Here is an 11,565-nt window from a genome sequence, read left to right as displayed (position 1 = left end):
GTTTGGATGACCCATGTAAGACGTTTATTTCTGGCCGCATTTTGTAACTGGCCGGCGCTATTGACGGGGATTTCATCGGAACGGCATCGACTCCTACCGGCTGACCCGCACATGGAAGCAACAACAGCAAAGCTGCTTCGTACCTCCGGAGGAACGACAGCGTCCCGGCGGGAAGGTTACTCACTGCGTCAGCAGCCACGAGGGCCCAACGGAATCCGTATGCTGCTGCTGACAATTTTTCCGTATGAATCGGACTGCCATGCTGTTGACGCCAGGGCAGGCACGACAGCAGTCCCTCCTGCTGGTCTTCCTGGCCGGCGCGATCATCGGTGTCCACACTGGTACATCGTGCTTAACCTGCTGGCAGGAAGCCTCTTGGGCGCTTGGATCGGCGCGCACTGGGCCACCAAGCTCAAGTTAACCGCGTTGGCTGCTGCCCAAGAGGGGAGTGACTAGTGCCCGTCCCGGCTTTCCTCCCGTGGATGGTGATGGATCCGTTGTTGCCGGTAGCAGCCGAAGTCATCCTCCGCCGGGAAGGCCGGGCAGTGCTATGGATGCAATGACGGCAGAGGTCAGGGCGAGCACGGCGCCGGCGGCGGTCTTCAGTAGTGCGGCCGACGGGGCTTGATGCGGCGTGTTTCTAAATTGCAGAGGGCGGCGAAGGATGCAGGCAGTCAGGACGACCGTGGCCACTGCGGCCATACCTACCGCCACACCGAAGCCCTGTGAGTTCTCTCTGCGCCGTCCCCTGCAGATGAAAGCAGCCAAGTCCTCCAGACGAGGAAATCCGTAATGATGAGGGCGAGGATGGTTCGTCGCCACGCGAGCAGAGTACGATCCGGTTGCAAGCCTGGATCCCGGAGCGTATGCGCCACAGATCAGCCCGCCAGAAGGATGAGGACGGAGAAAACGGCGGCTGCTGAAGCCACGACAATCGTCATCGTGATCAGCAACCACGAATGGGGAAGCTCGCGATTGTGGCGCATGGCCTGTTCCTGACCTGACCACCTTGCGAACGCCTGGATGGCGAGCACCACCCCCACCATGGCGAGGACTACACAGAGGATAACCCGCACGGGCACCGGCGCGATGTTGGGCTGGAAACAGCTAAGACTGCTGTCCCCTCTGCCCGGGCAAGGCCCGGCAACTACGCCTGACGACAGCGGCCGCTCTTCGCTTGGGTGCGGTTGGGTCTTCTTCCAGCCAAACCTGCCAAACCCACCCAGGTTGACAGGGTCACCCCACATTTCTATGAGAGCGACGGTCCCGGCCTGGTGCACCTGTCTTTCCTAGGCTCACTGCTGGAGACAAAGTGGGACCGGAAAACATCCCCGCACCAACGGCGAAAAGTCAGTCCGGCCCGCTCAGGATGGGACGCTGCAATCTTCGAGCCGGCCGGCTCACCAGCTAGGCAGTGCTGGCACGGGGCCGTCCGCCTCGATATGCGCTGCATCGCCACGCGCCAGCCACTGAAGCAGGCCCTCACGATCGGACTCGATGTGCAGCGCGCCGTTGCCGATAATCCACTGGTCGCGTTCCTCGGTCACCAGCGTCATCCCCGGCGCCCCCTTGGCACGCAGTGCACGTACCACGGCCTCGATGGCGTTCAACAGCGAATCGGGGTCGGCCTCCTCGATGGTCCAGGCGGTCTCAAGGTCATGGTGGTGCACCACCACCTCGGCAATTCTCAGCGCCACAATGGACGTGGCCGGCAGGTCCCGGCCACCTGCCCTTACTTTCTGCGCCGCAAGTTCCCCGGTCAACCGCTCGGCTTCACCGGCGAAAGCGGCGGCTGAGTCCCGCACCTCAGCCAGGAGCTCGTCCCGCGGCAGGGCAGCAAGGGCGGCGATGGCCTCCGTGCGCGCTTCAGCGGATGCGTACAGCCGGCGTTCCTTCCCGGACGTGGCCCAGTCAATCAGCCCTATCAGGGCACGTCCGCTGCATGCGACGTGCGCGACGACGTGGGCGCGGGTCCACCCTTCACACAGCGAAGGAGCAGCCAACTCTTCATCGGACAAAGAGGACACCGTGGCCAGGAACATATCAGTCTCCCGGCCCAGGCGGGACAGGTCTGAGTGCAGCCGTGCTGGATTGATCATTCCGCCAGCCTAACCGCGGCGCCCTGCTCCCGGCCACGGTTACGGCACGTCGGGTTCATACCGGCAGCCTATGGACTAAGACCCACCCTCCCACCGACGCCGGGATGACCCTGCTGCCGGGCGCATTTGGCCTGTTCCCGCTGGATCCATCGCAAAAACCGCCCCTTTGATACGCGGAAACGGCACAATGCACCCCCGGCGCGAAACCGGGCATTTCCCTCATATGCCGTGCGTCACATTACCTGTCAGGCTGGGTTGCCGAGGCCCCGGCGCGGATCCATCCGAATGCCGCGGCGCCTCTCCACCCGCCCCCTGAAAGGACCTGCGCCATGACGCTGCCGCACCCCCAATCCACGATCACCGGAAACCCGGGAAGGGAGACCCGGACAGCCAACTGGGTGGCTTTCGTCATCTGCGCCGCCCTCCTGTTTGATGGCTACGACCTGGTGGTCTACGGCACGGTCCTTCCGGGGCTGCTCGCAGACGCGGGCCAAATCGGGCACTTCGATGCGGCCACCGCCGGGCTCCTGGGGTCCTGGGCCCTCATTGGCGTGCTGGTGGGGTCGCTGGCATGCGGAGCGATCGGTGACTTCTTCGGCCGCCGCAGGCTGATGCTCGCAGGCATCGCCTGGTTCTCCCTGGGCATGTTCGCCACCGCCCTGGCCACGGATGTCACCGCCTTCGGTGCCCTCCGGTTTGCCACTGGGCTGGGCCTGGGCGTCGTCATCGCCAGCGCCGGCGCCACCATGGCCGAGTTCGCACCCGCGGGACGGCGGCAGTTCTACAACGCAATCGTGTACTCCGGGGTCCCCGCGGGCGGCGTGCTGGCATCCGTCCTGGGCATCGCCTTCCTGGACAGCATCGGCTGGCGCGGCCTCTTCATCATTGGATCCCTGCCCCTCCTGGTCATCCTGCCCATTGCCTGGCGGAAGCTTCCGGAATCCCCGCGCTGGCTGCTTGCCCGGGGCCGGGAAGAGGAAGCCCTCGCCGCAGCATGGCGCACCGGGGTGCCGCTCGCCGAAGAGCAGGTGATCCGGAAGGCCGGCGCCGCCCCGCGGAAGTCCGGGTTCGCCGCCGTCTTCTCCCGCCAGTTCGCCGTGGCATCCATCCTGCTGGGCCTGATGTCCTTCTGCGGCCTCCTCCTGACCTACGGGCTCAACACCTGGCTGCCCAAGATCATGGAGGGCTACGGCTACGGCCGGACCTACGCCCTGTTCTTCCCGCTGGCCCTGAACCTGGGCGCCGTGGTGGGCGGCCTGGTGGCCTCCCGGATGGCAGACCGGAACGGACCGCAGCGGGTCATCGCTGCCACGTTTGCCCTCGCCACCATCTCCCTGGGGCTGATGACCTTCAGCTTCCCGCTGCCGCTGCTCTTCACGTTCATCGCCACCGCAGGGGTGGGAACCCTGGGCACGCAGGTGCTGGTCTACGGTTTCCAGTCCAACTACTTCACCACCAATGCCCGTGCCGCCGGCGTCGCCTGGTGCGCCAGCGTGGGCCGGCTGGGCGGGGTCCTGGGTCCGATCATCGGTGGCTGGCTGGCAGCCGCGGGGATCGGCGGGGCAACAGCCTTCTACATTTACGGCGCGGTGGCCCTGCTCGGCGGCGCCGTCACCATCCTGGTACCGCGGCAGCACAGGCTGGAGGAAGCACTGCCCGTCATTGAAGCACCGCTAGATTACGTCGAAAAAGTATCTAAGTAAGGCCTTTTATGGTTACTCTATGAATAAATGAGGCCGCGCCGCGCCTCCCCCGGCCCGTTGGAAAGGTGGCATCGGATGGAAATCCGCCAGCTGAACTACTTCATCGCGGTCGCGGAGGAGCGGCATTTCGGCAGGGCGGCGAAGCGCCTGCACATGGCGCAGCCGCCGCTGTCCCAGCAGATCCGCCAACTCGAAGACCAGCTGGGCGTCCAGCTCCTCAACCGCACCACCCGCCGGGTGGACCTGACGGCGGCGGGCCAGCTCCTGCTGGACCGCGGCCGCCAGATCGTCAACGACGTCGAGACGCTCCGCGCGGATGTCTACCAGGTGGGCAAGGGCGCCACCGGCGTCCTCCGGGTGGGGTTCTCCGGCTCGGCAACCTACGGTGTCATGCCCCGGATCGCGCGGCTCACCAAGCAGGTCCTTCCCGGCCTGTCGCTGGCGCTGAACGGAGAGATGCTGACGCCGTCCATGGAAGCGGGGCTGCGGAACGGGACCCTGGACGCGGCACTGCTGCGTCCCCCCGTTGCCTCCGAGGAAATCGACTACCGCGTGGTCACCCAGGAGCCACTCGTCGTCGCGCTTCCCTCCTTCAGTGCCCTGGCGGTGGACCGGCCCGTGGCCATGCACGAACTGCAGGACCAGGACTTCATCGCCTACGCGCCGGAGTCGGTGCTGAACCGCATCACCTCGGACCTCTGCCGCCAGGCAGGCTTCCAGCCGCGGATCACGCAGGTGGTGGGCGAGACCTCCACCATGCTGGCGTTCGTGGCCGCGGGCGGCGGCATCGCCGTCATGCCGTCCAGCGTGCGCGCCTTCCAGCTCGAAGGCGTCGCCTACCGGGAGATCGACAATGTTCCCCCGGTGGAACTCGCCGTCGCCTGGCTGCGCGGCCACCGTTCCGCGCTCCTGCAAAACTTCCTGGACATCGTGGCCACGGCAACCGCTGATGCCGCCACCCCCGCTCCCGCTGATGAAAGGCACCTCCCCTCATGAAGATCGCAGCCATCGAGGCGATCCCCTACTCGATCCCGTACCGCCACCCGCTCCATTTCGCCTCCGGCTCCGTGCACGAGGCCGACCACGTCCTGGTCCGCGTCCACACCGACGACGGCGTGGTGGGAACCGCAGACACCCCGCCCCGCCCTTACACCTACGGTGAGACGCAGAAGTCCATCGTCGCGGTGGTGCAGGACGTTTTCGCCCCGCAGCTGGTGGGCCTTGATGTCTTTGACCGGGAAAAGATCCAGGCCGTGATGGCGCGGACCATCCACAACCAGACCGCCAAGGGCGCAGTGGACATCGCCGTGTGGGACGTCATCGGCAAGACCCTGGGGCAGCCCGTGACCAAGCTGCTGGGCGGCTACACCGACTCGCTGCGCGTCTCCCACATGCTCGGCTTTAAACCCGCCAGGGAACTCCTGGCCCTGGCCCTGGAGTTCCGGGAAACCTACGGCATCAACACCTTCAAGCTGAAGACCGGACGCCGTCCGCTGAACCTGGACATCGAGGCCGCAAGGGTGCTGCGGGAAGGCCTGGACGAGGACGCCGAGCTGTACATGGACGCCAACCGCGGGTGGACCGCCAACGAGGCCGCCGAGGTGCTGCGCCGCACCGCCGACCTCGGCCTGCAGTTCCTTGAGGAACCGGACGACGCCCGCGAGGTCTTGGGCCGCCGGCGCCTGGTCACCAACTCCCCCATCCCCATTGCCGCGGACGAATCGGCCGCCAACCTCGGCGAGGCGGCCCGCGAAATCCTCACTGGCGGGGCCAACCTGCTGTCCGTCAAGACCGCCCGGTCCGGCTTCACCGAAGCCGCCAAGATCGTTGGCATGGCCGAGGGCATGGGCATCGACGTTTACATCGGCAACCAGATCGACACCCAGGTAGGCACCGTGGCCTCCGTGGTGTTCGGCGCAGCCTTCGCCCACACCGCCAAGCGTGCGGCGGAACTTTCCAACTACCTCGATATGACCGATGACCTGCTGGCCCAGCCGCTAGCCATCACCGGCGGGCGGATCCACGTTCCCGCGTGTCCCGGCGCCGGCACCGACGTGGACGACGACAAGCTCGCCCACTACCGCACCGACTGACACCCATCCCTTCCAATTCCACCGAGAGGTCACCATGAAGTACCTGGTCCATATGGACGTCAACCTGCCCGCCGGCATGCCCGCCGAAGAAGCCGCCGGAATCAAGGCAAAGGAGAAGGCCTACTCCCAGGAACTGCAGCGCTCCGGCAAATGGCCCGAGATCTGGCGTGTGGTGGGCGAATACGCCAACTACTCCATCTTCGACGTCGAATCGAACGACGAACTGCACGGCATCCTGCAGGGCCTTCCCCTGTTCCCGTACATGGACCTCACCGTGGTCCCGCTGGCCAAGCACCCCTCGGACGTGAAGTAGCCGGGTCAGTCCTTGGCCCGGAATGCCGCCGCGAGTTCGCTGCGTGACCGGATACCCATCTTCCGGTACAGCCGCGTCAGGTGGTACTGCACCGTCTTTTCGGCCAGGAACAGGGCCCGTGCCGCCTCCTTGTTGGTGGCGCCCGCAGCCACCAGCTCGGCTACCGCCTGTTCCTGCGCGGTGAGCTGTTGATGGTGGCTGCCCACGGAGGAGAGCACCGGATCCGCCGGGTCAGGCAGGTTCCCCACATCCAGGCCTGTTGCCTTCAGCTCGCGGTCGCACCGTTCAACGTAGGTGGCCGCGCCGAGCGAGTCGTAAAGGTCGCGGGCCGCGCGCAGCACGGATGACGCCAGGCGGCGCTTCCCGGCCCGGCGCATGCTTTGCCCGAACGCAAAACTGATCCTTGCGCGCAGATAAGGGCGGTTGAGCCCGCGGAGGTGTCCCAGCGCCGCCTCGAAGTGTTCCCTGGCCGTGTCCGGGTCCCCCTGCGCGGCCAGCAGCCGACCCCGCGCCCATGCCATGCGGGCCAGGTCCGAAGGGACTTCCCGCTCGCGGTGCACTCCTTCGAAGGCGGTAAGGAACGCCTCTGCAGCATCGAGCTTGTCGGTCATGACCAGCGCGTTGACGTAGGTGTCCTGCCAAGGCCAGAAGGACACCCGTTGATCGGTCCAGGGGTCCAGCTCCGCCAGCGGCTGCAGGGCAGCCAGGGCACTTTCGTAATCCGCCCGCGCCTCGTGGAAACGGGCACGTGCCAGGCTGGCCGGGACCTGCATGGCCCGGTACGTTCCCGGCTGCACTGCGGCCTGTGAGACGTAGTAGCGTGCCCGGTCCCAGTCGCCCCGCATGGACCACAGCTCGGCGGCCGTCCAGTACAGCAGCGGGCGGATCAGCGGCATCCGCGAGGTTTCCAGCCGGACGCTGGCCCGGGAGATGGTGGCGGCGGCCGCATCCCAGTTGCCCAGCACAAGGTGAGTGCGGGCGAGCCAGGCCTCGGCCCACAGGGAGATCCGCAGCGATCCCCCTCGGTACTCGGTGGGGGCGGCCGACTCGAAATTGACCAGCGCGGATTCGGCGTTGTCCAGGCGCAGGGCCAGCCAGCCGGCGCCCATTTGCACCCGCTGCTTCTGGGCATTCTCGGCCGCCTGGGCAGAGGCCCGATGGTAGGAGGCCTCGGCGTCCGCTATCCGGCCCTGGGCGTACAGGCCCAGGCCGTAAATGGCCTCCGACTCGATGTGCGCCGGAGTTCCAGGCTCCGTTAGGGCCATGGCGCGTTCGGCCCAGCCGGTGATCATCGGACCATCCCAGGAGGCCACCCCGTGGAGCACGAAACGCTGGGCCACCTGCGCTGCCGCGGCGGGTTCGTGCTGCGGATTGCTGGTCCGCCAGGCCATCTCCAGTTGGCTTTCGGCGCTGTCATTCTGTCCGGACACCGTGGACAGATACCCCAGCACCGAGGAGCGAAGGGGCGACGGCGGCAGGGCATCCACCGCCCCTGCCCAGGCCTGCGCCTGGGCCACATTGCCGGAGCCGACCAGGGCGTCGACAGCTTTCAGGAGCCGGAGGTTCCGGGCGCGGATGTCAGGGGAGAGCCGCGAGGCGGAGAACAACGCGGTGGAGGCATCCTGCCATGCGCCCACCGTGGCCTGCCGCCGGGCGAACTCCTCCAGTTCGGCGGCCAGGGTTTCGTCCGCGGCCGGGGTGGCCGCAACGCGGTGGCCCAGCCGTTCACCCTCGGACTGGACAACCTCGGAAGACTTCCGGTGCAGGGCAATGCGCCGGCTGGGGACGATCTGTTCGTAGACGGCTTCCGCGGTGCCGGGTTCCAGGAAGGCGACGGCGGAGCGGGACTGGTCCACGGACAGTCCCAGCAGCCCGGCGCGGTGCCCCTCATCGAGCGCCGGCATGACGGATTCCAGGCCGCCCACCCTGGCCACCTCAGCCAGGCCCGCGCCGGGGCCGAGCACCGCTGCGGCTTCCGCGGCGGCCACCAGGGCAGGGGACGCGGCCGCCAAGACACTGCGGACCCTGGCGCGCACCCGGGAAGTGGGCGGCAGGGACGGGAACCACGACTGCCAGGTCTCCGGGGGCAGCTCACGGAGCAGCTCCACGATGGACTGGGCAATCCCGCCGGTGTGCGTCACCAGGCCGTGGGCCGCCGTCGCGCTGAGGTCCAAGCCGAACAGGCTCCGCGCCACGTCCTGGACCTGCTGCGGCGAGAGCGGTTCCAGCGGAATACGGACCACTTGGTGGCCGGTGAGGAAGTCTAGGACACCGGCGGGGACGCGGGACGCGTCACCAGGGTTCAGGGTCAGCAGGAACAGGACCCGCTTGTCGTGCAGCCTGCGCATGACGAAGGTGAGGACACGCAGGCTCTCCTCATCGAGCTTGTGGACGTCGTCGACGGCGACCACCACGCTGCCGTGCGTCTGCAGGCCTTCGAGATGGGTGCTGAGCGTGGAGGCGTAATTGACCACCTGGTCGGGGGTCAGGGAGGCGACGGGCGCCGGCGCCAGGGCCGGGCCGCCGTCGTAATCCTTTGCCGTCCGGAGCGGCAGGGTCCGCATGAGCTGGGAGTAGCCGGCCAGGGCGAACTGCGCCTCCCAGTCGTCCCCCATGGCGGACAGGACGCGGACGCCGCGGGCGGCCGTCCGGCAGTGGTCAAGGAAGAGTTCCAGGAGCGCGGTTTTGCCGGACCCGGACGGTCCGGAGAGGACCACGGTGCCCACCTTGCCCTTGCGGACGGTGCGGAGGATTTCCAGCAACTGCTCGAACGCCGCGGCCCGGCCCGCCAGCGGGAAGTCCTCCGCCATCTCGCCCTGGGTGGAGCCCGCCGTCATGGCCGCCATCCTACCGGAGCGGCCTGGGCGCCCCCATGGCCTGCATCCATCCGATGCACTAGCCCAGGTCGCCGCCGGCCACCGGGAGGATGCTGCCGGTCAGGTAGGACGCCTCGTCCGAGGCGAGGAACACGATGGGCGCCGCCTGCTCGTCCAGGGTGCCGTAGCGCTTCATGAACGAGGACCCCACCGTCTGGTCAACGATGGTTTGGTACCAGTCCTTCTCGGTGGCGGACTCGGCTTCCGGCCCGCGCTTGACCTTGCGCGGCGGGGCTTCCGTGCCGCCCGGGGCGGTGGCCACCACGCGGATGCCGTGCCCGGCCACCTCCATGGCCAGTGACTGGGTCAGCGCGTTCACGCCGCCTTTCGCCGCGGCGTAGGGCACCCGGTGCATTCCCCTGGTGGCTACCGAGGAGACGTTCACGATCGTGCCGGAGCCCTGCTCCATCATGGCCGGCAGGACCGCCCGGCAGGTCCAGAGCGTGGGAAAGAGGGAACGGCGGATTTCCTTCTCGATCTTATCCTCGTCGTACTCCTGGTAGGGGCGCGCCCAGATGGTGCCGCCCACGTTGTTGACCAGGACGTCCACCCGCCCGTGGGCGGCGAGGGCGGCCTTGATGGCCTGGGTGGCGCCGGCGAAGGTCTCCAGGTCCGCGGTGACGGATGTGGCCGAGCCGCCCGAACCCGACGCTTTGGCGGCCTCGTCGATGCCGCGGGCAACGTCGTGGACCAGGTCCGCGCGGTCCACCAGGACCACGGCGCCGCTCTCGGCACCGATGCGTTCGGCCACCTTCTGTCCTATCCCCTGGGCGGCACCGGTGACGACGGCGACCTTGCCGCCGAACCTGCCCGGGGTCACGTATTGCCCGGCGTACGGCGCAGCCATCAGTGTGCGGCCTTGGCGTCGATGGCCCCCACCATGGTCCCCTTGGCATCCTGGGCGTGGGCCATGATGACTTCGCGCAGCCTGGCTTTGTCCCCGCGTTCAAAGGCGTCGACGACGTCGATGTGGTCCTGCGTGACGCGCTCGAAGATCGGCGTGCCGGCTTCGAAGGCCGCGGCCATCTGGGCGTGGACGTCCAGGCGGCGGTAGGACTCCAGCAGCATCGGGTTGTCGCAGATCGTGAAGAGGTACTCGTGGAATTCCTCGTTGGTGCGCGCGAACCCGTCGGGATCGGTGATGTTTCCGTCCTGCACCGAACCGGTGGTAGCTTCGGCCAGGCGGCGGAACTGGCGCAGTTGTTCCTGGGTGAGCCGTCCCAGCAGCAGTTCGCTGACGGCAAGCTCCAGGCCCATGCGGGCGTCCAGCTGGGCGAAGCTGTCCTCCTTGTGGAAATCCAGCCGGCCGGTCTCCAGCGAAGACACGGCTTCGCCGCGGGTCATGGTGTCGCCGTCGGCCTGGATCTTCTCAACCGGAGCCGGGGCGCCCGTTTCGGCGTCGCCGCCGGTGGTTTCCTTCGGTGCGAATCGTTCGAAGTAGAAGTTGGCGGGCTTGATGCCTTCGGTGTCCAGCCATTTGGAGACGGCATTGACCATGGGCGGTGGGCCGCAGAGGTAGATGTCCACGTCGCCGTCGTTGAGGTGCTTCGGTTCGATGATCTGGGTGACGTAGCCGGTGTGCGGAGCGGAGGTGCCGGGCTCGGAGGCGATGTAGTCCCAGGTGAAACCGGGCAGTTTCGCCTCGTAGGCGCGCAGCCAGTTCAGGCCCACGATGTCGGCCTCGCGGGTGAGCCCGTAGATCAGGTGGACCGGGCTGGAGGGCGGGTTTTCGGCGAGCTTTTCCAGGATGGATAGGAGCGGGGCCAGCCCGGTGCCGCCGGCCAGGAGCAGCAGGGGCCGTTTGGGCTCGCGCAGGAAGAACGATCCGTACGGGCCCGTGAACTCGATGGTGTCGCCCACGGCGGCGCGGTCGCGGAGGTACTCGGACATGGCGCCCTGCGGAGTCACCCGGACCATGAAGGACGCCTCCTGGACCTCGGGGCCGCTGCTGAAGGAGTAGGAGCGCTCGGCATCGGAGCCGGGGACTTTGAGGTTGACGTACTGTCCGGGGAGGAAGGTCAGCGCGTCGCGGTTGTCCACCTCGAGGGCGAAGGACACGGTGGTGTCCGTGTGCCGGTTGAGTTCCTTGATGGTGGAGGTGAAGGACGCGGCGGCCGTCTTCGCCGATTCGGACGTGGCCGGGATCTGGATGGCGAGGTCCGACTCCGGCACGGCCTGGCAGGTGAGCAGGTAGCCCTTTTCGAGTTCCTCCTCCGTCATGGCGTCGTCGATGAAGTCGCCCGGGTCGAAGGAACCGGAATCGCAGAAGGCCTTGCAGGTGCCGCAGGCGCCGTCCCGGCAGTCCGATGGAATGTTGATGCGTGCCTTGTAGGCGGCATCCATGACGGTCTCATAGTCGCCGACCTTGATGACTTTGGTGACGCCGTCCTCGAAGCTGAGGGCTACTTTGTGGCCCATGGGGTCCTCCTGACTGTCCGGGCGCGCCATCGCGGTCCGGAAAAAGTTATGGTGTGCCCGGTG

10 protein-coding genes are annotated in these 11,565 nt (G+C 67.3%); 4 read left to right on the top strand and 6 right to left on the bottom strand.

Translation table 11 applies throughout. The annotated features are described in order from the left end of the window. Positions 1-704: 704 nt before the first annotated feature. The 3 genes from LFT45_RS10170 to LFT45_RS10160 form a co-directional block, all read right to left on the bottom strand. On the bottom strand, positions 705-875 hold the full coding sequence (locus LFT45_RS10170; protein ID WP_236808255.1) for a DUF202 domain-containing protein: 171 nt from the start codon (positions 873-875) through the stop codon (positions 705-707). Between the two features lie 3 nt (positions 876-878). After that, positions 879-1,280 carry a YidH family protein gene (locus LFT45_RS10165; protein ID WP_236808253.1) on the bottom strand — a complete coding sequence of 134 codons (402 nt, stop codon included), beginning with the start codon at positions 1,278-1,280 and terminating at the stop codon, positions 879-881. 120 nt (positions 1,281-1,400) lie between these two features. Further along, positions 1,401-2,099 (bottom strand): maleylpyruvate isomerase family mycothiol-dependent enzyme, encoded by a 699-nt coding sequence (locus LFT45_RS10160; RefSeq protein ID WP_236808251.1) that lies wholly within the window; start codon positions 2,097-2,099, stop codon positions 1,401-1,403. A gap of 329 nt (positions 2,100-2,428) precedes the next feature. On the opposite strand from LFT45_RS10160, the gene LFT45_RS10155 reads away from it, so the two are divergent. The 4 genes from LFT45_RS10155 (at position 2,429) to catC (ending at position 6,208) form a co-directional block, all read left to right on the top strand. After that, on the top strand, positions 2,429-3,802 hold the full coding sequence (locus tag LFT45_RS10155) for an MFS transporter (RefSeq protein ID WP_236808246.1): 1,374 nt from the start codon (positions 2,429-2,431) through the stop codon (positions 3,800-3,802). Positions 3,803-3,877: 75 nt separating this feature from the next. Continuing rightward, positions 3,878-4,798: a LysR substrate-binding domain-containing protein gene (locus LFT45_RS10150; protein WP_236808244.1), complete on the top strand. Its 921-nt coding sequence runs from the start codon at positions 3,878-3,880 to the stop codon at positions 4,796-4,798. After that, complete coding sequence (locus LFT45_RS10145) at positions 4,795-5,895, top strand: mandelate racemase/muconate lactonizing enzyme family protein (protein WP_236808242.1); 1,101 nt, start codon at positions 4,795-4,797, stop codon at positions 5,893-5,895. The genes LFT45_RS10150 and LFT45_RS10145 overlap by 4 nt, the downstream gene beginning before the upstream one ends. A 34-nt stretch (positions 5,896-5,929) precedes the next feature. Further along, positions 5,930-6,208 carry a muconolactone Delta-isomerase gene (gene catC, locus LFT45_RS10140; RefSeq protein ID WP_236808240.1) on the top strand — a complete coding sequence of 93 codons (279 nt, stop codon included), beginning with the start codon at positions 5,930-5,932 and terminating at the stop codon, positions 6,206-6,208. Between the two features lie 5 nt (positions 6,209-6,213). Here the strand turns inward: catC and LFT45_RS10135 are convergent, their stop codons facing one another. The 3 genes from LFT45_RS10135 to benC are packed head-to-tail and all read right to left on the bottom strand — an operon-like array spanning position 6,214 to position 11,502. Continuing rightward, positions 6,214-9,045, bottom strand: a complete 2,832-nt coding sequence (locus LFT45_RS10135) for an AAA family ATPase (RefSeq protein WP_236808238.1) — start codon at positions 9,043-9,045, stop codon at positions 6,214-6,216. A 58-nt stretch (positions 9,046-9,103) separates the two neighbouring features. Beyond that, positions 9,104-9,931 (bottom strand): 1,6-dihydroxycyclohexa-2,4-diene-1-carboxylate dehydrogenase, encoded by an 828-nt coding sequence (locus LFT45_RS10130; protein ID WP_236808236.1) that lies wholly within the window; start codon positions 9,929-9,931, stop codon positions 9,104-9,106. Continuing rightward, a complete protein-coding gene (gene benC / locus LFT45_RS10125) occupies positions 9,931-11,502 on the bottom strand; it encodes a benzoate 1,2-dioxygenase electron transfer component BenC (protein WP_236808234.1) in 1,572 nt (523 codons plus the stop codon). The genes LFT45_RS10130 and benC overlap by 1 nt, the downstream gene beginning before the upstream one ends. Between the last annotated feature and the right edge of the window lie 63 nt (positions 11,503-11,565).

The organism is Arthrobacter sp. FW305-BF8 (genome assembly GCF_021789315.1).
Classification (GTDB): domain Bacteria; phylum Actinomycetota; class Actinomycetes; order Actinomycetales; family Micrococcaceae; genus Arthrobacter.
This window is presented reverse-complemented; position numbering and strand designations above follow the sequence as displayed.

What these genes read in the sequence shown, in the direction of transcription:
- LFT45_RS10160 (WP_236808251.1), bottom strand. Translation starts at nt 2,099, where the DNA reads ATGATCAATCCAGCACGGCTGCACTCAGACCTGTCCCGCCTGGGCCGG.
- LFT45_RS10155 (WP_236808246.1), top strand. Translation starts at nt 2,429, where the DNA reads ATGACGCTGCCGCACCCCCAATCCACGATCACCGGAAACCCGGGAAGG.
- LFT45_RS10150 (WP_236808244.1), top strand. Translation starts at nt 3,878, where the DNA reads ATGGAAATCCGCCAGCTGAACTACTTCATCGCGGTCGCGGAGGAGCGG.
- LFT45_RS10145 (WP_236808242.1), top strand. Translation starts at nt 4,795, where the DNA reads ATGAAGATCGCAGCCATCGAGGCGATCCCCTACTCGATCCCGTACCGC.
- catC (WP_236808240.1), top strand. Translation starts at nt 5,930, where the DNA reads ATGAAGTACCTGGTCCATATGGACGTCAACCTGCCCGCCGGCATGCCC.
- LFT45_RS10135 (WP_236808238.1), bottom strand. Translation starts at nt 9,045, where the DNA reads ATGACGGCGGGCTCCACCCAGGGCGAGATGGCGGAGGACTTCCCGCTG.
- LFT45_RS10130 (WP_236808236.1), bottom strand. Translation starts at nt 9,931, where the DNA reads ATGGCTGCGCCGTACGCCGGGCAATACGTGACCCCGGGCAGGTTCGGC.
- benC (WP_236808234.1), bottom strand. Translation starts at nt 11,502, where the DNA reads ATGGGCCACAAAGTAGCCCTCAGCTTCGAGGACGGCGTCACCAAAGTC.